Annotated in this window: 23 protein-coding genes and 4 tRNA genes; 19 read left to right on the top strand and 8 right to left on the bottom strand. The window is 56.2% G+C overall.

Annotated elements, in window-relative coordinates; all coding sequences use genetic code 11:
* The first annotated feature begins 5 nt into the window (after positions 1 to 5).
* The 6 genes from wecG to Q1L34_RS25300 all read left to right on the top strand — a co-directional run bounded on the left by wecG (position 6) and on the right by Q1L34_RS25300 (position 3022).
* Entirely contained in the window at positions 6 to 746 is a 741-nt protein-coding gene (gene wecG, locus Q1L34_RS25325) for a lipopolysaccharide N-acetylmannosaminouronosyltransferase (protein ID WP_015585408.1), read from the top strand.
* A gap of 340 nt (positions 747 to 1086) precedes the next feature.
* Positions 1087 to 2472, top strand: a complete 1386-nt coding sequence (thrP, locus tag Q1L34_RS25320; protein ID WP_004869573.1) for a bifunctional threonine/serine APC transporter ThrP — start codon at positions 1087 to 1089, stop codon at positions 2470 to 2472.
* Positions 2473 to 2574: 102 nt separating this feature from the next.
* Positions 2575 to 2651: transfer RNA gene (locus Q1L34_RS25315), tRNA-Arg, on the top strand.
* Positions 2652 to 2718: 67 nt separating this feature from the next.
* Positions 2719 to 2794 (top strand) — tRNA-His (locus Q1L34_RS25310).
* A gap of 22 nt (positions 2795 to 2816) precedes the next feature.
* A tRNA-Leu gene (locus Q1L34_RS25305) sits at positions 2817 to 2903 on the top strand.
* Positions 2904 to 2945: 42 nt separating this feature from the next.
* Positions 2946 to 3022: transfer RNA gene (locus Q1L34_RS25300), tRNA-Pro, on the top strand.
* Positions 3023 to 3551: 529 nt separating this feature from the next.
* On the opposite strand, the gene hemY is transcribed toward Q1L34_RS25300, so the two are convergent.
* The 4 genes from hemY to hemC are packed head-to-tail and all read right to left on the bottom strand — an operon-like array spanning position 3552 to position 7633.
* Positions 3552 to 4748 (bottom strand): protoheme IX biogenesis protein HemY, encoded by a 1197-nt coding sequence (hemY, locus tag Q1L34_RS25295; protein ID WP_004869575.1) that lies wholly within the window; start codon positions 4746 to 4748, stop codon positions 3552 to 3554.
* A 3-nt stretch (positions 4749 to 4751) separates the two neighbouring features.
* Complete coding sequence (hemX, locus tag Q1L34_RS25290; protein ID WP_004869577.1) at positions 4752 to 5933, bottom strand: uroporphyrinogen-III C-methyltransferase; 1182 nt, start codon at positions 5931 to 5933, stop codon at positions 4752 to 4754.
* Positions 5934 to 5954: 21 nt separating this feature from the next.
* A complete protein-coding gene (hemD, locus tag Q1L34_RS25285; RefSeq protein WP_015585406.1) occupies positions 5955 to 6695 on the bottom strand; it encodes a uroporphyrinogen-III synthase in 741 nt (246 codons plus the stop codon).
* Positions 6692 to 7633 carry a hydroxymethylbilane synthase gene (hemC, locus tag Q1L34_RS25280; RefSeq protein ID WP_032724311.1) on the bottom strand — a complete coding sequence of 314 codons (942 nt, stop codon included), beginning with the start codon at positions 7631 to 7633 and terminating at the stop codon, positions 6692 to 6694. The genes hemD and hemC overlap by 4 nt, the downstream gene beginning before the upstream one ends.
* Positions 7634 to 7989: 356 nt before the next feature.
* Between hemC and cyaA the strand changes: the two genes are divergently transcribed.
* Positions 7990 to 10542, top strand: coding sequence for a class I adenylate cyclase (gene cyaA / locus Q1L34_RS25275; protein ID WP_015585404.1), 2553 nt, complete (start codon positions 7990 to 7992; stop codon positions 10540 to 10542).
* 84 nt (positions 10543 to 10626) lie between these two features.
* Here the strand turns inward: cyaA and cyaY are convergent, their stop codons facing one another.
* On the bottom strand, positions 10627 to 10947 hold the full coding sequence (gene cyaY, locus Q1L34_RS25270) for an iron donor protein CyaY (protein WP_004869588.1): 321 nt from the start codon (positions 10945 to 10947) through the stop codon (positions 10627 to 10629).
* Between the two features lie 138 nt (positions 10948 to 11085).
* Here cyaY and lptM point away from each other — a divergent pair, with 138 nt between their 5' ends.
* From lptM to Q1L34_RS25230, 9 genes are all read left to right on the top strand, one after another.
* Positions 11086 to 11289 (top strand): LPS translocon maturation chaperone LptM, encoded by a 204-nt coding sequence (gene lptM / locus Q1L34_RS25265; protein ID WP_015585402.1) that lies wholly within the window; start codon positions 11086 to 11088, stop codon positions 11287 to 11289.
* 35 nt (positions 11290 to 11324) lie between these two features.
* Positions 11325 to 12149, top strand: coding sequence for a diaminopimelate epimerase (gene dapF / locus Q1L34_RS25260; RefSeq protein ID WP_004869591.1), 825 nt, complete (start codon positions 11325 to 11327; stop codon positions 12147 to 12149).
* The gene (locus Q1L34_RS25255) at positions 12146 to 12853 is read left to right on the top strand and encodes a DUF484 domain-containing protein (RefSeq protein WP_004869595.1); all 708 of its coding nucleotides are present in this window, start codon (positions 12146 to 12148) and stop codon (positions 12851 to 12853) included. Before dapF ends, Q1L34_RS25255 begins: the two co-directional genes overlap by 4 nt.
* Entirely contained in the window at positions 12850 to 13752 is a 903-nt protein-coding gene (gene xerC, locus Q1L34_RS25250) for a tyrosine recombinase XerC (RefSeq protein WP_004869598.1), read from the top strand. Before Q1L34_RS25255 ends, xerC begins: the two co-directional genes overlap by 4 nt.
* A complete protein-coding gene (gene yigB / locus Q1L34_RS25245) occupies positions 13752 to 14468 on the top strand; it encodes a 5-amino-6-(5-phospho-D-ribitylamino)uracil phosphatase YigB (protein ID WP_048024896.1) in 717 nt (238 codons plus the stop codon). The genes xerC and yigB overlap by 1 nt, the downstream gene beginning before the upstream one ends.
* Before the next feature lie 78 nt (positions 14469 to 14546).
* Positions 14547 to 16709 (top strand): DNA helicase II, encoded by a 2163-nt coding sequence (uvrD, locus tag Q1L34_RS25240; protein WP_004869607.1) that lies wholly within the window; start codon positions 14547 to 14549, stop codon positions 16707 to 16709.
* Between the two features lie 148 nt (positions 16710 to 16857).
* Positions 16858 to 16914 (top strand): YsgD/CorL family protein, encoded by a 57-nt coding sequence (ysgD, locus tag Q1L34_RS28445; protein ID WP_350028775.1) that lies wholly within the window; start codon positions 16858 to 16860, stop codon positions 16912 to 16914.
* Between the two features lie 148 nt (positions 16915 to 17062).
* Positions 17063 to 18013 (top strand): magnesium/cobalt transporter CorA, encoded by a 951-nt coding sequence (gene corA / locus Q1L34_RS25235; protein WP_004869610.1) that lies wholly within the window; start codon positions 17063 to 17065, stop codon positions 18011 to 18013.
* A gap of 214 nt (positions 18014 to 18227) precedes the next feature.
* Positions 18228 to 19130, top strand: a complete 903-nt coding sequence (locus Q1L34_RS25230) for an endonuclease/exonuclease/phosphatase family protein (protein WP_327204317.1) — start codon at positions 18228 to 18230, stop codon at positions 19128 to 19130.
* A gap of 57 nt (positions 19131 to 19187) precedes the next feature.
* Here Q1L34_RS25230 and rarD read toward each other — a convergent pair whose 3' ends face one another.
* Positions 19188 to 20081 (bottom strand): EamA family transporter RarD, encoded by an 894-nt coding sequence (rarD, locus tag Q1L34_RS25225; RefSeq protein WP_325993573.1) that lies wholly within the window; start codon positions 20079 to 20081, stop codon positions 19188 to 19190.
* A 49-nt stretch (positions 20082 to 20130) separates the two neighbouring features.
* Complete coding sequence (gene yigI / locus Q1L34_RS25220) at positions 20131 to 20595, bottom strand: acyl-CoA thioesterase YigI (protein ID WP_004869617.1); 465 nt, start codon at positions 20593 to 20595, stop codon at positions 20131 to 20133.
* Between the two features lie 155 nt (positions 20596 to 20750).
* Between yigI and pldA the strand changes: the two genes are divergently transcribed.
* The 3 genes from pldA to rhtC all read left to right on the top strand — a co-directional run bounded on the left by pldA (position 20751) and on the right by rhtC (position 24222).
* Positions 20751 to 21623, top strand: a complete 873-nt coding sequence (gene pldA, locus Q1L34_RS25215; protein WP_004869621.1) for a phospholipase A — start codon at positions 20751 to 20753, stop codon at positions 21621 to 21623.
* Between the two features lie 67 nt (positions 21624 to 21690).
* A complete protein-coding gene (gene recQ / locus Q1L34_RS25210) occupies positions 21691 to 23517 on the top strand; it encodes an ATP-dependent DNA helicase RecQ (protein ID WP_327204316.1) in 1827 nt (608 codons plus the stop codon).
* A gap of 84 nt (positions 23518 to 23601) precedes the next feature.
* Positions 23602 to 24222: a threonine export protein RhtC gene (gene rhtC / locus Q1L34_RS25205; protein ID WP_015585398.1), complete on the top strand. Its 621-nt coding sequence runs from the start codon at positions 23602 to 23604 to the stop codon at positions 24220 to 24222.
* A gap of 45 nt (positions 24223 to 24267) precedes the next feature.
* Here rhtC and rhtB read toward each other — a convergent pair whose 3' ends face one another.
* Positions 24268 to 24888 (bottom strand): homoserine/homoserine lactone efflux protein, encoded by a 621-nt coding sequence (gene rhtB, locus Q1L34_RS25200; protein WP_004869632.1) that lies wholly within the window; start codon positions 24886 to 24888, stop codon positions 24268 to 24270.
* Between the last annotated feature and the right edge of the window lie 95 nt (positions 24889 to 24983).

The following is a 24983-nucleotide window of genomic DNA, read 5'->3' as shown; positions in this document are numbered from 1 at the left end:
TGGACATGACTGAGACTATTTCTGCGCCGTTGTATCTGCTGAGAGGGTTACAACTCATTGGTTGGCGCAATATGCAGCACGCTCTGGACTATCTGTATGCGGACGGCACTATCCGCCAGGGAACGCTGGTGGCAATCAACGCCGAAAAGATGTTGGCAGTCGAGGACGATCCCGAAGTTCGGGCGCTGATTGAAGCGGCTGAGTTTAAATATGCCGACGGCATTAGCGTGGTGCGTTCATTACGTAAAAAATATCCTCAGGCGCAGGTATCGCGCGTGGCGGGCGCTGACCTCTGGGAAGCGCTGATGGAACGGGCGGGCGCACAGGGGACCCCGGTTTTTCTGGTTGGCGGCAAGCCGGAGGTGTTGGCACAGACGGAGGCGCAGCTGCGTGCCCGCTGGAAGGTCAATATTGTCGGCAGTCAGGATGGGTATTTCGCTGCCGATCGGCGCCAGGCGTTGTTCGAGCGTATTCGCGATAGCGGCGCGAAAATCGTGACCGTGGCGATGGGCTCACCGCGTCAGGAGATCCTGATGCGCGACTGCCGGGAGGTCTATCCGCAGGCGCTGTATATGGGGGTTGGCGGCACCTACGATGTGTTCACCGGCCATGTCCACCGGGCGCCAAAATTCTGGCAGAACCTGGGGCTGGAGTGGTTCTATCGTTTGGTCTCTCAGCCGAGCCGGATTAAAAGACAGATTCGCCTGCTGCGATATTTACGTTGGTATTATACCGGTCAGCTCTGATATTCCACTGCAAACTGGCGAGTTTACGTACGTATTGTGTTTACTACAGTAACTCGCCTGATACTTTATTTGCCATTTCCTGAAAATTCATTAACCATTCGCATGCTTAATGCGCGGCGGGCAGCGTGTGCCGTCGTGCAGGCAAGAACATTTCCTTTCATTCATTAATAAAAATAACCGGTATATGGGCAAGACCATTCGCAGGTCGCGCCATGGCAAACCTGTCACTCCCCGGCGGCATGAATCGCTGTGCTACGGGAAGGTGTGAGGCTGGCCATCAGGCGTGCCGTTCGAGGGGCGAGGAACAAAAACCGGAAGCAGGGCAAACACAAGAGGTTATATGACAGAGAAAAAAGCGGAACTCCAGCGCGGACTGGAGGCCAGACACATTGAGCTTATCGCCCTTGGCGGGACGATTGGCGTGGGTTTGTTTATGGGGGCGGCAAGCACGCTGAAGTGGGCCGGTCCTTCGGTCCTGCTGGCGTATATTATCGCCGGTTTATTTGTCTTCTTTATCATGCGCTCAATGGGCGAAATGCTGTTCCTTGAGCCGGTGACCGGTTCATTCGCCGTTTACGCACACCGCTATATGAGCCCGTTTTTCGGCTATCTTACCGCCTGGTCATACTGGTTTATGTGGATGGCGGTCGGGATCTCGGAGATTACGGCTATCGGGGTGTATGTACAGTTCTGGTTCCCGGATATGGCGCAATGGATACCGGCGCTTATTGCCGTCGGGCTGGTGGCGCTGGCAAACCTGGCCGCAGTACGCCTGTACGGTGAGATCGAATTCTGGTTCGCGATGATAAAGGTCACCACCATCATTGTGATGATTGTCGTCGGGCTGGGGGTTATTTTCTTTGGCTTTGGTAATGGTGGGCACTCTATCGGCTTTGGCAACCTGACCGAGCACGGCGGCTTCTTTGCCGGCGGCTGGAAAGGGTTCCTGACGGCGCTGTGTATCGTGGTGGCCTCCTATCAGGGCGTTGAACTTATCGGCATCACCGCCGGTGAGGCGAAGAATCCGCAGGTCACGCTGCGCAGCGCGGTGGGTAAGGTTCTGTGGCGTATCCTGATTTTTTATGTGGGCGCGATTTTCGTGATTGTCACGATTTTCCCGTGGAATCAAATTGGTTCCGGCGGCAGTCCGTTCGTCCTGACCTTTGCGAAAATCGGTATTACTGCGGCGGCGGGTATTATCAACTTTGTGGTGCTGACGGCGGCGCTTTCCGGCTGTAATAGCGGGATGTATAGCTGCGGTCGTATGCTCTACGCGCTGGCGCGCAACCGGCAGCTGCCTGCGGCGATGGCGAAAGTTTCGCGCAATGGCGTACCGGCCGTGGGCGTCGCGCTGTCGATTCTGATTCTGCTGATTGGCTCCTGCCTGAACTATATTATTCCCAATCCGCAGCGGGTCTTCGTCTATGTCTATAGCGCAAGCGTACTGCCGGGCATGGTGCCGTGGTTTGTGATTCTGATTAGTCAGCTGCGTTTTCGCCGTGCGCATCAGAAGGAGATGGCCAGCCACCCGTTCCGTTCGCTGCTGTTCCCGTGGGCGAACTATTTCACGATGGCGTTTCTGGTTTGTGTGCTGATCGGCATGGGCTTTAATGACGACACCCGTATGTCGCTGTTCGTCGGAATACTTTTCCTGGCCCTCGTGACGCTTATTTATAAGGTGTTTGGTCTCGGTCGACATGGAAATGTCGATAAAACGACGGAATAAACGCCAAAGTGCACAAAGCGTGAGCAAACAGAAATTTTATTTAAAAAGGCACTAGACAGCGGGGGGGGAAGTCCGTATTATCCGACCCCGCAACGGCGCTAAGCGCCCGTAGCTCAGCTGGATAGAGCGCTGCCCTCCGGAGGCAGAGGTCTCAGGTTCGAATCCTGTCGGGCGCACCATTTAACCCGGTGCTTGAGCTGCGGTGGACTGTTAATTTAACAGTGCCGCGTGAAAAGATTTGCAGTGGTGGCTATAGCTCAGTTGGTAGAGCCCTGGATTGTGATTCCAGTTGTCGTGGGTTCGAATCCCATTAGCCACCCCATTATTTGATAGAGTTGTGAAATGCGAAGGTGGCGGAATTGGTAGACGCGCTAGCTTCAGGTGTTAGTGTTCTTACGGACGTGGGGGTTCAAGTCCCCCCCCTCGCACCACGACTTTAACGAATTGAACTAAAAATTCAAAAAGCAGTACATCGGCGAGTAGCGCAGCTTGGTAGCGCAACTGGTTTGGGACCAGTGGGTCGGAGGTTCGAATCCTCTCTCGCCGACCAATTTTGAACCCCGCTTCGGCGGGGTTTTTTGTTTTCTGTCGTATCGCAACAATCTTATATCTCCCTGATCTCCCGAATAAAAAGCGGCTATCCGTGCGCTATGCGAACGCGTAATTTCTTGGCCGGAATCCTCCCAATTTACCGTTGTGGCTAATGCAATTTCCACGGAACCTGTGCGATAATAAACGGGTAGATGCTCATTCCATCTCTTATGTTCGCCCTCGGGCCTCATAAACTCAGGAATGATGCAGAGCCGTTTACGGTGCTTATCGTCCACTGACAGATGTCGCGTTTATACGCACGTTCTTCACGCTGCTTCGACGCAGCCTGAGAGATACAGCGTATCGTCTCATCAAACACCATGGACATAACGTTGAGTGAAGCACCCAATTTGTTGTCAAACAGACCTGTTTTAACGCCTGCCCTGATTTCAGTGCAGGCGTTTTTTTATGCCCGCGACGGGATGAGCAGAAGAGAGCGAAGAGAAGCGCGCTATCGCCTCTGGAAGAGACGATAGCGAAAGGGCAGGTTAAGGCTGAGGATTGTTCTGTAGCGTTAACAGCAGGCCATCACGGCGCATTAATGCCGCTTCTTCTGGCTGATGCATACGGTCGAGCGTATCGGCCAGCCATGCATAATCAAAGGCATCCGGACGCTGCTTCAGCGCAGCACGGAACGCGATGCTGGCTTCCTGCCACTCGCCGTGGCGCATCAGGGATTGCCCCAGCGTGCTCCACAGTAAAGGCCGATCGCCGACCGATTTAATCTGCTGACGCAGCACTTTTTCCAGCTGCTCCGGATTATTCGTCTTCAGACGCGGAATAAGCATCACCAGGCGGTCATCATACTGCTTCTTCAGTCCGTCGATAATAATCTGCTGCGCGGTATCGTGATCGTCGCTCTCGATGAGCAGACTGGCCATCGCCACCTGCAGGGACACCTGGCCGCGAGTTTTGCGGTTCTGGTTTTTCCACCACTCACGTAACCCATCGCTTCCGCGATCGGCCAGGGTCTGGTCCATCAAGCCAATCCAGGCCTGCTGCTCCAGCGCGGCGCGGTGCTCTTCATCGCTGACGTTGGCTTTTGCCATTGACGGCAGGATATCCAGCAGTGAATTCCACGCGCCGGTGCGGGTATAGGCCTGCTCGGCCAGGCGCAAGACTTCCGGATGCCGTGGGGTAATCTCCAGCAGCTTATCAATGCCGTGGCGGGCCGCATGGTTTTCATTGCGGGCCAGCTGCAGGCGCACGCGCGCAATCTCGACCGGAATCAGATCGTCTCCGGCCAGCTCCGTGGCGCGCTCCAGATGCTGATTCGCCCGGGCTTCATCACCACGCTGCTGGGCCGCTTCCGCCGCCAGCAGATAGTTCACCACCGGTTGTTCGGCATGATCGGCATTCTTCGCCATCAGCTTCTCAACCTGCTGATAGTCGCCTTCCGCCAGCTTCAGCAATGCCTGTTCGGTTTGCTTACGTGCGCGACGGCGTTTGCGACCTACGAACCAGCCGCGGGTATGGGCGCCGGTACGGAAAATACGGCGGAACAGCCACTCAATCGCAAACAGTACCACCATGGTGAGGATCATGATGATCGCCAGTCCGGTTACGCTGGTTTCGATATTGTAGTTATCGGTCTGGATCAGAACGTAGCCCTGGTGCCCGGAGATAATCGGGCCGACAACGATCCCGGCGATCAGCAGTGCGAAGAGTAAGAGAATTTTCAGCATGCGTTACTCTCCTTGTGGCGCAGGTGCGGGTGCAGGTACAGGGGGCGTCGGCGCCGGGGCACTGCTCTGAGTCACGGCAGGCTGCGCCATCAGGTTGCGTACCCGCGTTTGCATCAGCTTCTCGAGAATGGCCTGGCTTTGCAGATTTTCCGGCACATTCATCGTGATGCTTTGCTGACTCAGCTTATCGACATCTTCCAGGAATGCCCTGGTCGTGGCATCTTCCGTGTCGTAATACGCGCGAACCCAGGTGGAAACATTATCCAGCGCTTGTTTGTATGTCTCTTCCTGATGGCGCGGTACCGCTTGTGCCGCAACCAGCAGACGGGAGCGAATATTTTCGCGCAGGTAGATATCCTGGTTTGGCGCCAGCAGCGGGACTGCCGTTTCGTCGCGGCGTCGAATGGTAATAAAGCTGTCCATAAAGCTCTGCCAGCTCTTTTGCAGATTCACGCGCCATTCGCCAATGGAGCTGGAGAGCTCTTCGCTGTCGGAGTCCATCGGGGAGTCGTCATCGTTATTGTCGGCAAGGCGCAGGTTATCAATCTGGTTAGCAAGCTGGTTGACCTTGAGAATGATACCGTCGTAGTCGACCTGGCTGACGGCCGACAGCGACGCGATATCGTCGGTAATGGCGCGGCGGGCGCTAATCAGACTGGGATCGTTCATATCGGCGAGGCTGGCATCGGCGCTTTTTAACAGCGCAGCGGCGGTGGTGACGTCCCGATCGCTCCACAGCTTACGCCCGGCCGATTTGACCAGAAAATCAGCCTGCGCCAGCAGCCAGGTTTTGGCATCGCTGCCGGAAATGACGGCCACTTTTTGCTGCACGTCTTCCAGCTGCTTCGCCAGCGTCTCCTGCTGATGCTTCGCATCGGCTAGCTGGTCCGCCTGCTGCTTGATAATCCCTTCGAGTTCATTTTTTTGGCTTTCTTGCGCTTTTTGCAGTTCCGCCACCCGATCGGCGAGCGCCGTGCTGGTCTCGTTCTGTCGTGATACTTGCTGTTTATTTAAACCAAACAGGCCGACGCCAGCGGCGAGGGCAATGGCGATAGCAACCGCGCTCAGAACGAGGCTGGTTTTATTGCCGCCGTTTTTCTTTCCGGTATTCTCTGGCTGTGGCGCCTTGTCCACGGCCTCCCTGGTCTCTTCAACCACGGCGGATTGGTTTTGTTGTTCCGTCATTATGGCTTCCAATGTTGAGAGTTATTGTAATGCGCGTAGCAGCGCATCGTTGTCGGCGCTATCGGCAACCTGGATATCCTGCCAGCCCAATTCACGGGCCTGCCGGGCCAGGCGTTCACTGACAACTAAAATGCGACAGCGAAGGAGCCACCGTTCGCGATACCATTGGGGTATCAGCGCCCAAAGCTGTTGCAGCATCTCGCCGCTGGTGACGACCAGCGTAGTGACGCCGCGGGACTGCCAGCGCATTGCTTCTTCTGCGCCATCGTAATGCTTTGCACTACGTTGATAGCATTCACAAAAAGTGACGTCGGCGCCGCGCTCGCGGAGCGTTTCGCCTAATAATTCCCGCCCGCCGTTACCGCGAAGAAGAAGGGCTTTCTTCCCGGCAATGTTTTGTAATTCAGGTAATTGTAGCAAGACTTCGCTAATTTCCCGATCTAATGGGTAGCGAATATTCTGCCCACTGACCGTATGCAGGGCCAGCGCCGTAGTGCGGCCAATCGCAAAATAGCCGGGTGCTTTCGGCCAGCGTTGGCCCAGTTGATGCAAGCGAGCATGGGCAAACTCTACCGCATGCTGCGAGAGCGCAAACAAAAGATCGCCTGTGGATAAGGCGGCCAGCTGGCCGCTTAGCGCAGGCAGTTCGCGCCCGGGCGTAAACTCAATGAGTGGAAAACTCCAGGCCACATGTCCCAGCGCGCGCAGGCGGCTGACCAGCTCTTCACTTTGGGGCAACGGACGGGTGACCAGAATACTCATCGAGGCGCTTCTCCTGCATACACGGCGGCGAGAATGTCGCGGGCGCCACTATCCAGCAGCTCTTCCGCCAGCGAGACGCCGAGGCGCTCGGCATCTTCCGGCTGGCCGCGTCGTTCACCGCGCACCACCTGCGAACCGTCCGGCGCACCGACCAGGGCGCGCAGCCACAGCTCACCGTTAATCAGCTCAGCGTAGCTGCCGATCGGAACCTGACAGCCGCCTTCCAGCCGGGTATTCATCGCGCGTTCCGCGCGGACGCGAATGGCGGTTTCCGCATGATTCAGCGGTGCTAACAGCGTTTGCGTCCATTGATCGTCAAGACGACATTCAATACCGACTGCGCCCTGGCCGACCGCGGGCAGCGACTGCTCAGGCGTTAACGGTTGACGAATGCGCGACTCCAGCCCCAGGCGTTTCAGCCCGGCCGCCGCAAGGATAATCGCATCATATTCGCCGCTATCGAGCTTGCCGAGGCGGGTCCCGACGTTACCGCGCAGAGAGCGGATCTCCAGATCGGGACGTTGAGCTGCCAGCTGGCACTGGCGACGTAAACTTGAAGTGCCAACGATGCTGCCGTGCGGCAGTGCATCGATTGACGCATAGTGATTAGAGACGAAGGCGTCGCGCGGATCTTCGCGCTCGCAAATCGTGACCAGCCCCAGTCCCTCGGGAAACTCGACGGGAACATCTTTCATGGAATGCACGGCGATATCCGCGCGCCCTTCCATAATGGCCAGTTCTAATTCTTTGACAAACAAGCCCTTGCCGCCCACTTTTGCCAGCGGAGTATCAAGGAGCACGTCGCCGCGAGTGACCATCGGCACCAGTTCCACCGCCAGCCCAGGATGGCAGGACTCAAGGCGCTCTTTCACATAATGCGCCTGCCATAGCGCAAGTGGGCTTTGCCGTGTGGCAATTCTCAAAACTTTGTCTAACATGCTTGTTACCGTCATTGTCGACCACAAACTATCCTAACATTGTTGCCTTATGGATGTTAGTTTTGTGGGATTAGGGGGGCGGCTCTTTCTTTTTTTGCGTTATTTGCGTTTGGTGCCATTGCGGTTGCCACAACCGTAGTGAGGAATTTACACGCAGTAAACGGTGCTACACTTGTATGTAGCGCATCTTTCTTTACGGTCAATGAGCAAGGTGTTAGATTGATCACGTTTTAAACCATTTGTCCGTCAGCAGCTCATCACAACCACACCGACGACAAATGGTGACGGTTTTTGTTGAAATACTGAAATCCTCCGTACTATTGTACGACGGGTTTTTGAACATCAGGCGATATGTCTTGTACCTCTATATTGAGACACTGAAACAGAGACTGGATGCCATCAACCAACTGCGCGTGGATCGCGCGCTTGCTGCCATGGGACCCGCTTTCCAGCAGGTTTACAGTCTACTGCCGACATTACTACATTATCATCACCCGTTGATGCCGGGTTACCTTGACGGTAACGTTCCCCGCGGCATTTGCCTCTACACGCCTGATGAAACCCAACGCCACTACCTTGACGAGTTAGAACTGCACCGCGGCATGCTGGCGCAGGAGCCGCCGAAAGGCGAACTGCCGATTACCGGCGTCTACTCGATGGGCAGTACCTCCTCCGTAGGCCAAAGCTGCTCTTCCGACCTGGATATCTGGGTTTGTCATCAGGCATGGCTTGATACCGAAGAGCGTCAGCTGCTGCAGCGCAAATGTAGCCTGCTGGAAAGCTGGGCGGCATCACTGGGGGTTGAAGTCAGCTTCTTCCTGATTGACGAAAACCGCTTCCGCCATAACGAAAGCGGCAGCCTTGGCGGCGAAGACTGCGGGTCGACGCAGCATATCCTGCTGCTGGATGAGTTCTACCGCACCGCCGTGCGCCTCGCCGGGAAACGTATTCTGTGGAATATGGTGCCGTGCGACGAAGAGGATCATTACGACGATTACGTGATGGGACTCTACGCGCAAGGCGTACTGACGCCCAATGAGTGGCTCGATCTGGGCGGCCTGAGCTCGCTGTCGGCGGAAGAATATTTCGGCGCCAGCCTGTGGCAGCTCTATAAAAGTATCGATTCACCGTATAAAGCGGTGCTGAAAACGCTGCTGCTGGAAGCCTACTCCTGGGAGTACCCAAACAACCGCCTGCTGGCGAAAGACATTAAACAGCGTCTGCATGACGGAGAAATCGTCTCGTTTGGGCTCGATCCCTACTGCATGATGCTGGAGCGCGTGACCGCCTATCTGCAGGCCATTGAAGACGACACGCGTCTCGATCTGGTGCGCCGCTGTTTCTATCTGAAGGTGTGCGAAAAACTCAGCCGCGAGCGCGCCTGCGTGGGCTGGCGTCGTGAAGTCGTGAGCCACCTGGTGAAAGAGTGGGGCTGGGATGAAAAGCGTCTGATGATGCTGGACAACCGGGCTAACTGGAAGATCGACGAAGTACGCAAAGCGCACAACGAACTGCTGGATGCGATGATGCAAAGCTATCGCAACCTGATCCGCTTTGCGCGGCGTAACAACCTCAGCGTGTCCGCCAGTCCGCAGGATATCGGCGTACTGACCCGTAAGCTGTATGCGGCGTTTGAAGCGCTGCCGGGCAAAGTGACGCTGGTGAACCCGCAAATCTCTCCGGATCTCTCCGAGCCGAATCTGACCTTTATCCACGTGCCTCCTGGCCGCGCCAACCGTACCGGTTGGTATGTGTATAACCGTGCGCCGGATATGGAATCGATCATCAGCCATCAGCCGCTGGAATATAACCGTTATCTTAATAAGCTGGTGGCATGGGCCTGGTTTAACGGCCTGCTGACGTCACGCACTCGCCTGTTTATTAAGGGCAACGGCATCGTCGATCTGGCGAAGCTTCAGGAGATGGTCGCCGACGTTGCGCACCATTTCCCGCTGCGTCTGCCGTCACCAACGCCTAAAGCGCTGTATAGTCCCTGTGAAATCCGCCACCTGGCGATTATCGTCAACCTCGAATATGACCCGACGGCGGCGTTCCGTAATCAGGTCGTGCATTTTGACTTCCGTAAACTGGATGTCTTTAGCTTTGGCGAAGAGCAGAAGTGTTTAATCGGCAGCGTCGATCTGCTGTACCGCAACTCGTGGAACGAAGTGCGAACCCTGCACTTTAACGGCGAGCAGGCGATGATCGAAGCGCTGAAGACCATTCTGGGTAAAATGCATCAGGATGCTGCGCCGCCGGATAGTGTTGAAGTGTTCTGCTACAGTCAGCATCTGCGCGGTCTAATCCGCACCCGCGTGCAGCAGATGGTCTCCGAGTGCATTGAACTGCGCCTTTCCAGTACCCGTCAGGATACCGGGCGCTTTAAGGCGCTGCGCGTTTCCGGGCAGACCTGGGGACTGTTCTTCGAACGTCTTAACGTGTCGGTGCAGAAGCTGGAGAACGCCATTGAATTCTACGGCGCCATCTCGCATAACAAGCTGCATGGTCTGTCGGTTCAGGTGGAAACCAACCATGTTAAGCTGCCGGCGGTAGTGGATGGCTTTGCCAGCGAAGGGATTATTCAGTTCTTCTTTGAAGAGGCGGATAACGAGAGCGGATTTAATATCTATATTCTCGACGAGAGCAACCGCGCCGAGGTTTATCATCACTGTGAAGGCAGTAAAGAGGAGCTGGTGCGTGACGTGAGCCGCTTCTACTCTTCATCCCACGATCGTTTCACCTACGGCTCCAGTTTTATCAACTTCAACCTGCCGCAGTTCTATCAGATTGTCGACGTTGACGGTCGACCTCAAGTGATTCCGTTCCGCAGCCAGGCGATCGGGGCGGCTGCCGCGCCGGTGAGCCCGGATGCCGTGGCGTCGCCCATGCTGCAGCAGCACTATTCCTGATCGACATTCCTGAGTCACTATTTCCCCGGCGACGTTGTGTTTTCGCCGGGGTTTTGCTTTTCCGGTTACGATGAAAGCGCGGGCTTAGCGAAAACTCACGGCTTCGCCAGCCTGCCGGGTCGCCGCCTGCTCCAGCAGATCCCAGAAGGTTTCACCGCTGCGGTCGCACACCCACTCATCACCTTTAAGATCAAAATGGTAGCCGCCTTGCTTGGTCGCCAGCCACACCTGATGCAGCGGCTCCTGACGGTTGATAATAATTTTGCTGCCGTTCTCAAAACTGAGAGTCAGCACGCCGCCGTTGATCTCACAGTCGATATCGCTATCGCCGTCCCGCTCGTCCAGACGCTCTTCGATGGTCATCCACAGGCTATCAGCCAGGCGATGGAATTCACTGTCGTTCATGGTTCTACCCTGCTTTTTTGAAGATGGCGGCAGTATAGCGCGAAACAAAAGCGCGCGCAGTCGGATGCTAAACGCTTGCTTTTACGTCTTCTCCTGCGATGATAGAAAGCAGAAAGAGTGAATCACGGGCAACTATCAATGAAAAACGTTTTTCCAACGCTTGCCGTTTTATTGGCGATCTTCAGCCTGACCGGCTGTGGTCTGAAGGGACCGCTTTATTTCCCTCCGGCAGAAAAGACGGCGGCTCCGCCAACCAAACCGGTCAATAGCGGTATCCAGAGCTCGGCGCCAGATCGTAACGATCGCGGCGATAGCGGCGGCCCGACCCAGGTAAACTATTAACGATAACGTTCTGTTCCGCGCGACTGGAGTAGATGATGCAGTTCTCTAAAATGCATGGCCTTGGCAACGACTTTATGGTCGTTGACGCGGTAACGCAGAATGTTTTTTTCTCACCGGAGCTGATTCGCCGCCTGGCGGATCGGCATCTGGGCGTCGGTTTCGATCAGCTGCTGGTTGTTGAGCCGCCTTACGATCCGGATCTGGATTTCCATTATCGTATCTTCAACGCCGACGGCAGCGAAGTGTCGCAGTGCGGTAACGGCGCGCGCTGCTTTGCCCGATTTGTCCGTCTGAAAGGCCTGACCAATAAACGTGACATCCGCGTGAGCACGGCGAACGGTCGTATGGTATTAAGCGTAACGGAAGACGATCTGGTGCGCGTCAACATGGGGGAGCCGAACTTCGAGCCCTCTCAGGTACCCTTCCGCGCCAACAAAGCGGAAAAGACCTATATTATGCGCGCCGCCGAGCAGACAGTATTGTGCGGCGTGGTCTCGATGGGGAACCCGCACTGCGTCATTCAGGTCGATAATGTGGAAACCGCCGCGGTGGAAACTCTCGGTCCGGTGATGGAAAGCCACGAACGCTTCCCGGAGCGCGCCAACATCGGTTTTATGCAGGTGGTTGAGCGCGATCGCATTCGTCTGCGTGTTTATGAACGCGGCGCAGGCGAAACTCAGGCCTGCGGCAGCGGGGCCTGTGCGGCGGTAGCGGTTGGTATCCAACAGGGACTGCTGGCCGAAGAAGTACGCGTGGAATTGCCAGGCGGGCGTCTTGATATCGCCTGGAAAGGCCCGGGCCAACCGTTGTTTATGACTGGCCCGGCGGCACATGTCTACGACGGATTTATTCACTTATGAAACAAGTCGGGGAAGAACAGCAGGAAATCACCGGCGCGCTGAATGACCGCGCGGTGGTGGACTATCTGTTGCAACATCCTGAATTTTTTATTCGTAATGCTGCGCTGGTCGAGCACATGCGCGTTCCGCATCCGGTACGCGGCTCGATCTCGCTGGTGGAATGGCACATGGTGCGGGCACGTAACCATATCAACGTGCTGGAAGAGAACATGATGCTGCTGATGGAGCAGGCAACGGCGAATGAGAGCCTGTTCCAGCGTCTGCTGCATCTGCAGACGCGGCTGGCGGCGGCGGAAAGCCTTGATGAGATGCTGAACCGTTTTCATCGCTGGGCGCGCGAGATAGGGCTGGCGGGCGCGACGGTGCGTTTGTTTCCCGATAGCTGGCGGCTGGGCGCACCGTCAAAATTCACCCATCTGGCGCTAAGCCGGCAGGCATTTGAGCCGATCCGCATTCAGCGTCTTGGGCAGGCTCGTCATTATCTCGGGCCGCTGCACGGACCTGAACTGCTGGTGGTGCTGCCGGAAGCGAAAGCTATCGGCTCGGTGGCGATGTCGCTGCTGGGCGGCGATGACGCCCCTGGCGTGATGCTTTTCAGCAGTCGCGATGCCCAGCATTATCAACAAGGCCAGGGAACGCAGCTGCTGCAGGAAATTGCGTTAATGCTGCCGGGTCTGTTGGAGCGCTGGGTTGAACGCGCATGACCGACTCTCCCTTATTCACCGCCGTTGACCGCTTTCTACGCTACCTGGGCGTGGAGCGTCAGCTGAGCCCGATCACGCTACTGAACTACCGGCGTCAGCTTGATGCGCTGATGGCGCTCGCTGAACAGGCGGGGCTCAAAAGCTGGCAGCAGTGCGATGCCGCTCAGGTTCGTGGCCTGGCGGTCCGTAGCCGTAAACAGGGCCTGGGGCCGGCAAGTCTTGCGCTGCGGCTTTCCGCGTTGCGCAGTTTCTTTGACTGGCTGGTGGCGCAGGGCGAGCTGGCGGCGAACCCGGCGAAAGGTATCTCCGCCCCGAAAATTCCCCGTCACTTACCTAAAAATATTGATGTCGATGATGTCAACCGGCTGCTGGATATCGATCTTAACGATCCGCTGGCGGTACGCGATCGGGCGATGCTGGAGGTCATGTACGGCGCGGGTCTGCGTCTCTCCGAGCTGGTCAATCTTGATATTAAACACCTCGATCTGGAATCCGGGGAGGTGTGGGTGATGGGCAAAGGAAGCAAAGAACGCCGTCTGCCGATTGGGCGCAGCGCGGTGGCGTGGATCGAACACTGGCTCGATTTACGCGGTCTGTTTGGCACGGATGACGATGCGCTGTTTTTATCTAAACTCGGGAAACGTATTTCCGCGCGTAATGTGCAGAAGCGCTTTGCCGAGTGGGGCATTAAGCAGGGGCTGAATAGCCACGTGCATCCGCATAAACTGCGCCACTCCTTTGCCACCCATATGCTGGAGTCGAGCGGCGATCTGCGCGGCGTACAGGAGCTGCTGGGTCATGCCAATCTCTCGACGACTCAAATCTATACCCATCTTGATTTTCAACACCTTGCCTCGGTGTATGATGCGGCGCATCCGCGCGCCAAACGGGGGAAATAATGCGTTTTTACCGACCGCTGGGCCAAATTTCTGCACTGACGTTTGACCTGGACGACACCCTTTACGACAACCGCCCGGTCATCGACCGGACGCTGCACGAGTCGCTGGCCTTTGTGCGCAGCTACCATCCGTCACTGAGCCGGTTTGATGCGAACGAGCTGCAACAGCTGCGTCAGACGCTGCTCGAGACAGAACCGGAGATTTACCACGACGTGACCGAGTGGCGGCGACGCGCGCTGGTGCTGGGGATGACCAATGCCGGGCTCTCTCCCGGGCAGGCTGCCGCGGGCGCGGATGCGGCAATGGCGAATTTTGCCCACTGGCGGAGTCTGATCGATGTGCCGCGTGAAACTCACGATACGCTGGCTGCGCTGGCGGAGAAATGGCCGCTGGTGGCGGTGACCAACGGCAACGCGCAACCTGAACTCTTTGGTTTGAGCGACTATTTCCGTTTTGTTCTGCGTGCTGGTCCGGACGGGCGATCGAAACCCTTTGCCGATATGTATCATCTGGCGGCGGAGCGTCTTGATTTGCCGCTGGATCGGATACTTCACGTGGGGGATGATCTGACCACCGATGTGGCGGGCGCTATTCGCTGCGGCATGCAGGCCTGCTGGATCAAACCGCAGGGGGCCGATCTGATGCGTGCGACCGACAGCCGCCTGCTGCCGCACATTGAAATTTCACGGTTGGCATCTCTGACCTCGCTGATATAATCACCACTAGTTCTGTATATATTAACAGTATGCCCGGTAGACGATGCGTGGCCGGGCAGCTCATTTCCGGCGGTGCCAATGGACGTTTCTTACCTGCTCGACAGCCTCAATGATAAACAGCGTGAAGCCGTAGCCGCTTCACGCACCAATATGCTGGTTCTGGCGGGAGCGGGCAGCGGTAAGACGCGGGTTCTGGTACACCGTATTGCCTGGCTGCTGAGCGTGGAAAACTGCTCACCGTATTCGATTATGGCGGTGACCTTTACCAACAAAGCGGCAGCGGAGATGCGCCATCGTATTGGCCAGCTGATGGGGACAACCCAGGGCGGCATGTGGGTCGGGACATTCCACGGGCTGGCGCATCGCCTGCTGCGGGCCCACCATCTGGACGCTAACCTGCCGCAAGATTTTCAGATCCTCGATAGCGAAGACCAGCTGCGTCTGCTGAAGCGTCTGATTAAGGCGATGAACCTCGACGAGAAGCAGTGGCCGCCGCGTCAGGCGATGTGGTACATCAATAGCCAGAAAGATGAAGGGCTGCGCCCGCATCATATTCAGAGCTACGGCAACCCGGTGGAACAGACCTGGCAGAAAGTTTATCAGGCCTATCAGGAGGCCTGCGATCGCGCTGGTCTGGTGGACTTTGCTGAACTGCTGCTGCGCGCGCACGAGCTGTGGCTCAATAAACCGCATATTCTCCAGCACTACCGCGAACGCTTCACCAACATCCTCGTGGATGAGTTTCAGGATACCAACAACATCCAGTATGCCTGGATTCGCCTGCTGGCGGGCGATAGCGGCAAGGTGATGATTGTGGGGGATGATGACCAGTCGATCTACGGCTGGCGCGGCGCCCAGGTGGAGAATATTCAGCGCTTTCTCACCGATTTCCCCGGCGCGCAGACCATCCGCCTGGAGCAGAACTACCGCTCGACCAGCAATATCCTGAGCGCCGCTAACGCCCTGATTGAAAACAACAGCGGGCGTCTGGGCAAAAAGCTGTGGACCGACGGGGCCGACGGTGAGCCTATCTCCCTCTATTGCGCGTTTAACGATCTTGATGAAGCGCGCTTTGTCGTCAACCGCATCAAAACCTGGCAGGAGAACGGCGGGGCGCTTGAGCAGTGCGCCATTCTCTACCGCAGTAACGCCCAGTCGCGCGTGCTGGAAGAGGCGCTGCTGCAGGCCAGCATGCCGTACCGTATCTATGGCGGCATGCGCTTCTTCGAACGCCAGGAGATCAAAGATGCGCTCTCCTATCTGCGCCTGATCGCCAACCGTAACGACGATGCGGCGTTTGAGCGGGTGGTGAATACGCCCACTCGCGGTATCGGCGACCGCACGCTGGACGTGGTGCGCCAGACCTCGCGCGACCGTCAGCTCACGCTGTGGCAGGCTTGCCGCGAGCTGTTAAAAGATAAAGTCCTCGCCGGGCGCGCCGCCAGCGCGCTGCAACGCTTTATGGAGCTGATTGACGCCCTGGCGCAGGAGACGGCGGATATGCCGCTGCATGTGCAGACCGACCGGGTGATTAACGACTCCGGCCTGCGGACGATGTACGAGCAGGAAAAGGGCGAAAAAGGCCAGACGCGGATAGAAAACTTAGAAGAGCTGGTGACGGCAACGCGCCAGTTCAGCTACAACGATGAAGATGAGGATTTAATGCCGCTGCAGGCCTTCCTTTCTCACGCCGCGCTGGAAGCGGGTGAAGGGCAGGCGGATACCTGGCAGGATGCGGTGCAGCTGATGACGCTGCACTCGGCGAAAGGTCTGGAGTTCCCGCAGGTGTTTATCGTCGGCGTGGAAGAGGGGATGTTCCCGAGCCAGATGGCGCTGGATGAAGGTGGCCGACTGGAAGAGGAGCGTCGCCTGGCTTACGTCGGCGTGACGCGCGCGATGCAGAAACTGACTCTCACCTATGCGGAAACCCGCCGTCTGTACGGCAAAGAGGTTTACCATCGCCCGTCGCGCTTTATCGGCGAGCTGCCGGAGGCCTGTGTGGAAGAGGTACGCCTGCGCGCGACGGTGAGCCGTCCGGTCAGCCATCAGCGGATGGGGACGCCGATGGCGGAAAACGATACTGGCTACAAACTGGGACAGCGCGTACGCCATCCGAAGTTTGGCGAAGGCACCATCGTGAATCTGGAAGGCAGCGGCGAGCATAGCCGTTTGCAGGTCGCCTTCCAGGGGCAAGGTATTAAATGGTTAGTGGCGGCCTATGCCCGGCTGGAAACAGTGTAACAGTAAGAAAAATATCGTTTTTTTGTAATAATCTGCTAGCCTTATATGCTAAAGGGCAGGATTTGCTCTTTAGCGTTCCGTTGCGTGTTGACGCCGTTTTTGTGCTGGCGTAACATGCGCGCACGATTACGCTAAGAGGACATTCGCCTTGGACACACCCAGTAGATGCTGGCTCAACTTCCTGTCCGTCAGGAACAACTCCTAAGGCTATCCTCTTATGCTGATAGCCTTAGCGGTTGTCAGCGACCCGTCATACCCGTCGCTCTGAGTCAGGCTTAATGGTCTGAAACCCAAATTGTTTCTGTGTGCCCACCGAACTGTCCGATAATTTTTTTGCATTGGGAGTCCCGGTCATGCTGAGCGCATTTCAACTGGAAAATAATCGTTTAACACGCCTGGAAGCTGATGAGATCAAGCATCTCGCCAGTTCGGTGTGGGTCGATCTGGTCGAGCCCGACGACGAAGAACGAAGCCGCGTGCAGACGGAATTGGGTCAGAACCTGGCAACGCGCCCGGAACTGGAAGATATCGAAGCATCGGCGCGTTTCTTCGAAGATGAAGACGGTTTACACATTCACTCTTTTTTCTTTTTTGAAGATGCAGAGGATCACGCCGGTAACTCCACCGTGGCATTTACGATTCGTGAAGGGCGCCTGTTTACCCTGCGCGAACGTGAATTACCGGCATTTCGCCTCTATCGCATGCGCGTTCGCAACCAGCTAATGGTTGATGGCAACGCCTATGAACTGCTGCTGGATCTGTTCGAAACCAAAATCGAACAGCTGGCGGATGAAATCGAAAATATCTATAGCGACCTGGAAAAACTCAGCCGCGTGATCATGGAAGGTCGTCAGGGCGATGAGTACGATGACGCGCTCTCAACGCTTGCCGAGCAGGAAGATATCGGCTGGAAGGTCCGTCTGTGTCTGATGGATACCCAGCGCGCTCTGAACTTCCTGGTGCGCAAGGCGCGTTTACCTGCGGGGCAGCTGGAGCAGGCGCGCGAAATCCTGCGAGATATCGAATCCCTGCTGCCGCACAACGAATCGCTGTTCCAGAAGGTCAACTTCCTGATGCAAGCGGCGATGGGCTTTATCAACATCGAGCAGAACCGCATCATCAAGATCTTCTCGGTGGTTTCCGTGGTCTTCCTGCCGCCTACGCTGGTGGCTTCCAGCTACGGGATGAACTTCGAGTTTATGCCGGAGCTGCACTGGAGCTTTGGCTATCCCGGCGCGATTGTTTTTATGATGCTTGCCGGTCTGGCGCCGTATCTCTACTTCAAGCGTAAAAACTGGCTTTAAAACAATAAATTATATCAAAGCCGGCTCCCTTCTGGGGGGGCCGGCTTTTTTTTGCCTTTATGGCTGCCATCGCGGTGGCCACCGGAAATATGCTTTTATTATCGCCGCCGCTTAATTCTCTGCGCACCAGAAGTGTGGGCCGTGTATCACAAAAAGGGGGGGGGATAATTGTTACCATCGCAATATTCCCGGTAAAAAAAGGCGAAATTTTACAATGAAAAGTATCTTTACATTAACATTTCTGGCTCTTGCCTGCCTCTCTGTCAATGCACAAGCTGTTGAAAAACTTGCAGGTAATGAAATTCTCGCGGTTCAAAAAGGCGGCGTTGCGGATAAAGTCTATGCCGAGAATTATCCTCAGCTGAAGATTGCGACCTATAACATCGGCAAGAATGAAGCTTCCGATAACGTTGCGGATTTTACTTCACTCAATTTAGCGATTAAGAACATTGGCGCCGATATTATTGCGGTTCCGGAAGTCGATAATAAAACCGCCAGAAGCCGAAAAATCGATCAGCTCAAAACCATCGCGGACGCTAACGGCTACCACTATGCCTTCGGCAAAGCGCTGGAGTTCGACGGCGGAGAGTACGGTGTCGGTATTCTGTCTAAATATAAAATTGAGCACACTCAGGTTATTAAACTGCCGTCAGGGGATGCCGAGCAGCGAATAGCGCTATTGGCGCAAATCGCCGTTCCCGGCTTTGATAGCCCGGTGCTGGTGATGGTGACCCATCTCGACTGGCAAAAAGATCCGACGATGCGCATTGAGCAGGTCCGCCATCTTCTGGACGTGAGCATCGGCGATGCCCCATCGGACTTCAAAGATATCGCCTCATCAATCAAAATTCTCGCGGGTGATTTTAACTCCACGCACGATGAGCAGCCGCTAAAAGAGGTCGGTTATTTCTTTAACCCCGTGGCGAAGCAGGGGACGGATTACCGCACCTGGCCTGCGGTTAACCCGGCAATAGATATTGACCATATTTTCACCTTCAAAGGGCAAAAATGGAATGTGAAAAACATCGAGGTGCCGCACAACTCACCGGCCTTTAACTGGTCATCCGCCAGCGATCATTTACCCCTGATTGCCGAACTGGAGCTCACCGAGCAGTAAAATAACGCACCTGCCTCTACGCACGAGAGGCAGGTGCGTGATGTGGAGGTAGTGACGTTATGCCCGACGCAGCCGGCGCTGGGTATACAGCGCATCGACGATAAACACCGCCAGCGCTACCCAGATAAAGGCGAAGGTCACCATCTTATCTGCCCCCGGCATTTCCCCGTAAAATACGACCGCCAGCAGGAACATCAGCGTCGGACCAATATACTGGAAGAATCCCAGCGTGGAGAGACGCAGGCGGGTGGCGGCCCCGGTAAAGCACAGCAGAGGAATCGTGGTGACAACGCCCGCCGCCATCAGCAGCAGGTTCAGCGACCACGGGTTCTCTCCCATATGGCTGGTTGGGCTGTCGGCGATGGCAAACAGGTATACGGCGGCGACCGGCAGGAGCCACAGGGTTTCAACTAACATTCCGGTTTGCGCATCCACGGCGATCTTTTTACGCAGCAGCCCGTAAAAGGCAAAGCTGAAGGCCAGCCCAAGGCCGATAACCGGCAGCGAACCAAAGGTCCACAGCTGTACCAGCACACCGCACACGGCCAGCAGCACCGCCAGCCACTGCATGCGGCGAAAACGCTCGCCGAGGAAAATCATCCCCAGCACAATATTCACCAGCGGGTTAATGAAGTAGCCGAGACTGGCCTCCAGCATGTGGTGGTTATTCACCGCCCAGATGAAGAGCAGCCAGTTACCGCCAATCAGCACCGCCGACAGCGCCAGCAGGAAAATCTTGCGCGGCATATGCAGCAGTTTTTTCACCTGCGGCCACTGGTGGCTGAGGCTGATTAACGCCAGCATAAAAAAGAATGACCAGATCACGCGATGCGTCAGGATTTCATCGGCGGGAACATAGTAGATAAGTTTGAAGTAGGCAGGTGCGATGCCCCAGATAAAATAGGCGGCAAGAGCCAGCATCACCCCCAGCCGCGTTTGTTTTGCATCCATCGGTAAAATCCGTTACGCCAAAACAACGATGTTACTTTATTTACCGCGATCAACCCACCATATACGTCGCCGTGGCGCTGGCGATATAGACCCGATCTTCGTTATGCAACTCCACGCGGGCGACCGCGACCTTATTCCCGGCGCGCAACAGGCTGCTGGTGGCGGTAAAGTGCTCGCCGCGCCCAGGGCGCAGATAATCAACGCGCAGATCGATGGTCCCCATCCGCGACAGCCGCTGGCGTAACTCTTCTTCATTAATGGTGTCATGCCGGGTCAGCGTACTGCCCACGCACACCAGCCCTGCGGCCACATCCAGCGCGGAGGCGATGACCCCGCCATGCAGAATACTTTGCGCCCAGTTGCCAACCATCATAGGCTGGTTTTTAAAGCTGAGCTGAGCAAACTCTTTTTCGTAACGCTCCAGCTTCAGTCCTAAGGCGCGATTAAAAGGCATGTGGTAGACAAAGATTTCTCCCACCAGCTTAAGGGCGGCTTCGGCTGTGAGTTCAGACATGACGATTGTATCCATTCGTTAATGAAATGTTGATTTTATGCTTCTAAAACGGTGATTTCCACTTTCAGAACGGATAACCGGGCGGGGAGCCCGTAAACAGGTAGAATGATGCCGGGTAAAACAGAAATAATAATCACTCATTCAGGAGAACAGTAATGCGTATCTCTTTGGCCTGGCTGTTAGCGCTGAGCGCGCTTCCGGCTGGCGTTTTGGCGCAGGATGCGCCGGTTAGTCATCCTGTTCATGATACCCCTGCGGTACGCGGTAGCATTATCGCTAACCTGTTGCAGGACCATGATAATCCTTTCTTGCTGTATCCCTACGAGAGCAACTACCTGCTCTATACGTGGAGTAGCGATATCAACAAGGAAGCGATCTCCAGCTATGACTGGGCGGAAAATGCCCGCAAGGACGAAGTGAAATTCCAGCTCAGTCTGGCGTTTCCGCTGTGGCGAGGGATCCTCGGCGAGAACTCGCTGCTCGGGGCTTCCTATACGCAGAAGTCCTGGTGGCAGCTCTCCAACAGCAAAGAGTCCGCGCCGTTTCGTGAAACCAACTATGAACCGCAGCTGTTCCTGGGTTTTGCGACGGATTACCAGCTTGCCGGCTGGACGTTGCGTGATGTCGAAATGGGTTACAACCACGATTCTAACGGCCGCTCGGATCCCACTTCCCGCAGCTGGAACCGCCTGTATGCCCGCCTGATGGCGCAAAATGGCAACTGGCTGGTGGAGGTGAAGCCCTGGTACGTTGTCGGGAGCACCAACGATAATCCGGATATCACGAAATATATGGGCTATTACCGCCTGAAGGTTGGTTATCAACTCGGTGACGCTATCCTGAGCGCCCAGGGGCAATATAACTGGAACAGCGGTTATGGCGGCGCAGAGCTCGGCGTCAGCTATCCGATCACCCGCCACGTGCGTTTCTACACCCAGGTCTACAGCGGTTATGGCGAGTCGCTCATTGATTATAACTTTAACCAGACCCGGGTTGGCGTCGGTGTGACGCTCAACGATCTGTTTTAATCGTTGCACTCTGGCTCACTGGCGCTGAAAATAGCGCCTGTTTTCTTTTCAGGCAGACGGGGTCAACGTGGCGCAGGCGGAAGTATTGAATCAAACATTGCTGGCAAAGCAGGTTTTACAGGAAACCTTCGGCTACCAGCAGTTTCGCCCAGGCCAGGAAACCATTATCGATACGGCGCTGGGCGGGCGTGACTGCCTGGTCGTAATGCCCACCGGCGGCGGCAAATCGCTGTGCTATCAGGTGCCCGCGCTGGTGCTGGGCGGCCTGACGGTGGTGGTATCGCCGCTGATCTCGCTGATGAAAGATCAGGTCGACCAGCTGCTGGCGAACGGCGTGGCCGCTGCCTGTCTTAACTCGACCCAGAGCCGCGAACAGCAGCAGGAAGTCATGGCCGGCTGTCGCAGTGGGCAGATTCGCCTGCTGTATATCGCCCCCGAACGCTTGATGCTGGATAACTTCCTTGAGCATCTCAGCCACTGGAACCTGGCAATGGTGGCGGTGGATGAAGCGCACTGTATTTCCCTGTGGGGACATGATTTCCGGCCGGAATATGCTGCCCTGGGCCAGCTGCGCCAGCGCGTGCCGCAGATCCCGTTTATGGCGCTCACCGCCACCGCCGATGACACCACCCGCCGCGATATCGTTCGCCTGCTGGGGTTGAATGACCCGCTGATTCAGGTCAGCAGCTTCGACCGCCCGAACATCCGCTACATGCTGATGGAGAAGTTTAAACCGCTCGATCAGCTGATGCGCTACGTGCAGGACCAGCGCGGCAAATCGGGCATTATCTACTGCAACAGCCGTTCGAAAGTGGAAGATACCGCCGCTCGACTGCAAAGCCGTGGAATCAGCGCGGCCGCCTACCATGCCGGGCTGGAGAACGACGTTCGTGCGGATGTGCAGGAGAAATTTCAGCGCGACGATCTGCAAATCGTGGTGGCCACGGTAGCTTTCGGCATGGGGATCAATAAACCCAACGTCCGCTTCGTGGTGCACTTCGACATTCCCCGTAATATTGAATCCTACTATCAGGAAACCGGTCGCGCCGGTCGCGATGGCCTGCCGGCGGAAGCGATGCTGTTTTACGATCCGGCCGATATGGCGTGGTTGCGTCGCTGTCTGGAGGAGAAACCCGCCGGGCCGCTGCAGGATATTGAACGCCATAAGCTGAACGCGATGGGCGCTTTTGCCGAAGCGCAAACCTGCCGCCGTCTGGTACTGCTGAACTATTTTGGCGAAGGGCGCCAGGAAGCATGCGGCAACTGTGATATCTGCCTCGATCCGCCGAAGCAGTACGACGGATTAATGGATGCGCGTAAGGCGCTCTCGACCATTTACCGCGTGAATCAGCGCTTTGGCATGGGCTATGTGGTGGAGGTGCTGCGCGGGGCGAATAATCAGCGTATCCGCGAAATGGCGCATGACAAGCTGCCGGTATACGGCATCGGTCGCGAACAGAGCCATGAACACTGGGTGAGCGTGATTCGTCAGCTGATTCATCTTGGCCTGGTCACGCAAAACATCGCCCAGCATTCGGCGCTGCAGCTGACCGAAGCCGCGCGTCCCGTGCTGCGTGGCGAGGTTCCGCTGCAGCTCGCCGTTCCGCGTATCGTGGCGCTGAAGCCGAAGGCGATGCAAAAATCCTTCGGCGGCAATTACGACCGCAAGCTGTTCGCCAAGCTGCGCAAGCTGCGTAAAGCGATTGCCGATGAAGAAAATATCCCGCCGTACGTTGTATTTAACGATGCGACGCTGATCGAAATGGCGGAGCAGTCGCCGATAACCGCCGGCGAGATGCTGAGCGTGAACGGCGTGGGAACGCGAAAACTGGAGCGTTTCGGGAAAGAGTTTATGGCGCTGATCCGCGCGCACATTGATGGTGAAGATGAGTAGTCAGCCGGACGAAAAAGTGTCAGGATAGTTTCGGTCTTCACTATATTCCTGCGATCCAAATTGCCGATAGATTAGGGTTCAATCATGCTGATGCTTTTCCTCACCGTCGCGCTGGTGCATATCATTGCGCTGATGAGTCCAGGTCCGGACTTTTTCTTTGTTTCTCAGACCGCCGTTAGCCGTTCTCGTAAAGAGGCATTGATGGGCGTGCTGGGGATTACCTGTGGCGTCATGGTCTGGGCGGGCGTCGCGCTGCTTGGCCTGCACCTGATTATCGAAAAAATGGCCTGGCTGCACACCATTATTATGGTCGGCGGCGGCTTATACCTGTGCTGGATGGGCTATCAGATGCTGCGCGGTGCGCTGAAGAAAAGCGATGCGCCGGCGCCGGAGCCGCAGGTCGAGCTGGCCCGCAGTGGCCGTAGCTTCCTGAAAGGGCTGCTGACCAACCTCGCTAACCCGAAGGCGATTATCTATTTTGGTTCCGTCTTCTCACTCTTTGTCGGCGATAACGTCGGCACGGGCGAGCGCTGGGGGATTTTCCTGCTGATCGTTCTGGAAACGCTGGCCTGGTTTACCGTCGTGGCCAGCCTGTTTGCCTTACCGGCTATGCGTCGTGGTTACCAGCGGATGGCAAAATGGATCGACGGCATTGCCGGAACGCTGTTCGCCGGTTTCGGTATTCATCTGATCATTTCGCGCTAAGCGCTGGTTTTCCCGGTTTGCTGAAGGCAAACCGGGGTTCTCGCCTCAGGCATGGCGTGCGGAAGCCAACAGCGCGCCCACCAGCATAAACAACGATCCGAAGACTTTGTTCAACGCCTTCATCTGTTTCGGTCCTTTAATCCATGCCGCAATACGCTGCGCCAGCGTCGCGTAGCCAATCATCACGATGATATCCACCGCAATCGTGGTAACGCCGAGAACCAGATACTGCATGACCTGCGGCTGATGCGGCACGATAAACTGCGGGAACAGGGCCGCCAGAAAGACAATGCTTTTCGGGTTGGTCAGGTTGACGAAAACCGCGCGCTGGAACAGTTTTCCACGCGTTTGCGCCTTTGCCAGGGTATTGAGATTGAGCGATCCCGCCGCGCGCCATTGCTGAATACCCAGCCAGATAAGATAAGCCGCCCCGGCCCACTTCAGCACCTCGAAGGCCAGCACCGAGCGGGAAAACAGCGTTCCCAGGCCGATACCAACAAGGACGATATGAATCGCCAGTCCGGTTTGTAATCCGGCAATCGAGGCGGCCGCGCCGCGGTAGCCGTGGTTGATCGAGGTCGTCATGGTATTAATGGCCCCGGAACCTGGCGACAGGCTGAGGATAATGGATGTCAGCAGATAGGCGAACCACCACTCGAACGTCATGAGAAACTCCCTGGTTGTCTGTTTTTATGCCACAATACGCTATTGCGTAAGCATTGTGTGATGCGCGCTAAAAAAACGATTTTCAGTGGTTAACA

The organism is Klebsiella ornithinolytica (assembly GCF_030505655.1).
Lineage (GTDB): Bacteria > Pseudomonadota > Gammaproteobacteria > Enterobacterales > Enterobacteriaceae > Klebsiella > Klebsiella ornithinolytica.
This window is presented reverse-complemented; position numbering and strand designations above follow the sequence as displayed.

Bases quoted from the DNA above. Each gene is read 5' to 3' on its own strand.
- Q1L34_RS25230 (WP_327204317.1), top strand. From the start codon at position 18,228: ATGAAAAGTATCTTTACATTAACATTTCTGGCTCTTGCCTGCCTCTCT.
- xerC (WP_004869598.1), top strand. From the start codon at position 12,850: ATGACCGACTCTCCCTTATTCACCGCCGTTGACCGCTTTCTACGCTAC.
- hemY (WP_004869575.1), bottom strand. From the start codon at position 4,748: ATGCTGAAAATTCTCTTACTCTTCGCACTGCTGATCGCCGGGATCGTT.
- pldA (WP_004869621.1), top strand. From the start codon at position 20,751: ATGCGTATCTCTTTGGCCTGGCTGTTAGCGCTGAGCGCGCTTCCGGCT.
- yigB (WP_048024896.1), top strand. From the start codon at position 13,752: ATGCGTTTTTACCGACCGCTGGGCCAAATTTCTGCACTGACGTTTGAC.
- uvrD (WP_004869607.1), top strand. From the start codon at position 14,547: ATGGACGTTTCTTACCTGCTCGACAGCCTCAATGATAAACAGCGTGAA.
- rhtB (WP_004869632.1), bottom strand. From the start codon at position 24,888: ATGACGTTCGAGTGGTGGTTCGCCTATCTGCTGACATCCATTATCCTC.
- Q1L34_RS25255 (WP_004869595.1), top strand. From the start codon at position 12,146: ATGAAACAAGTCGGGGAAGAACAGCAGGAAATCACCGGCGCGCTGAAT.
- cyaY (WP_004869588.1), bottom strand. From the start codon at position 10,947: ATGAACGACAGTGAATTCCATCGCCTGGCTGATAGCCTGTGGATGACC.
- rhtC (WP_015585398.1), top strand. From the start codon at position 23,602: ATGCTGATGCTTTTCCTCACCGTCGCGCTGGTGCATATCATTGCGCTG.
- hemC (WP_032724311.1), bottom strand. From the start codon at position 7,633: ATGTTAGACAAAGTTTTGAGAATTGCCACACGGCAAAGCCCACTTGCG.
- dapF (WP_004869591.1), top strand. From the start codon at position 11,325: ATGCAGTTCTCTAAAATGCATGGCCTTGGCAACGACTTTATGGTCGTT.
- thrP (WP_004869573.1), top strand. From the start codon at position 1,087: ATGACAGAGAAAAAAGCGGAACTCCAGCGCGGACTGGAGGCCAGACAC.
- corA (WP_004869610.1), top strand. From the start codon at position 17,063: ATGCTGAGCGCATTTCAACTGGAAAATAATCGTTTAACACGCCTGGAA.
- wecG (WP_015585408.1), top strand. From the start codon at position 6: ATGACTGAGACTATTTCTGCGCCGTTGTATCTGCTGAGAGGGTTACAA.
- yigI (WP_004869617.1), bottom strand. From the start codon at position 20,595: ATGTCTGAACTCACAGCCGAAGCCGCCCTTAAGCTGGTGGGAGAAATC.
- rarD (WP_325993573.1), bottom strand. From the start codon at position 20,081: ATGGATGCAAAACAAACGCGGCTGGGGGTGATGCTGGCTCTTGCCGCC.
- lptM (WP_015585402.1), top strand. From the start codon at position 11,086: ATGAAAAACGTTTTTCCAACGCTTGCCGTTTTATTGGCGATCTTCAGC.
- hemX (WP_004869577.1), bottom strand. From the start codon at position 5,933: ATGACGGAACAACAAAACCAATCCGCCGTGGTTGAAGAGACCAGGGAG.
- hemD (WP_015585406.1), bottom strand. From the start codon at position 6,695: ATGAGTATTCTGGTCACCCGTCCGTTGCCCCAAAGTGAAGAGCTGGTC.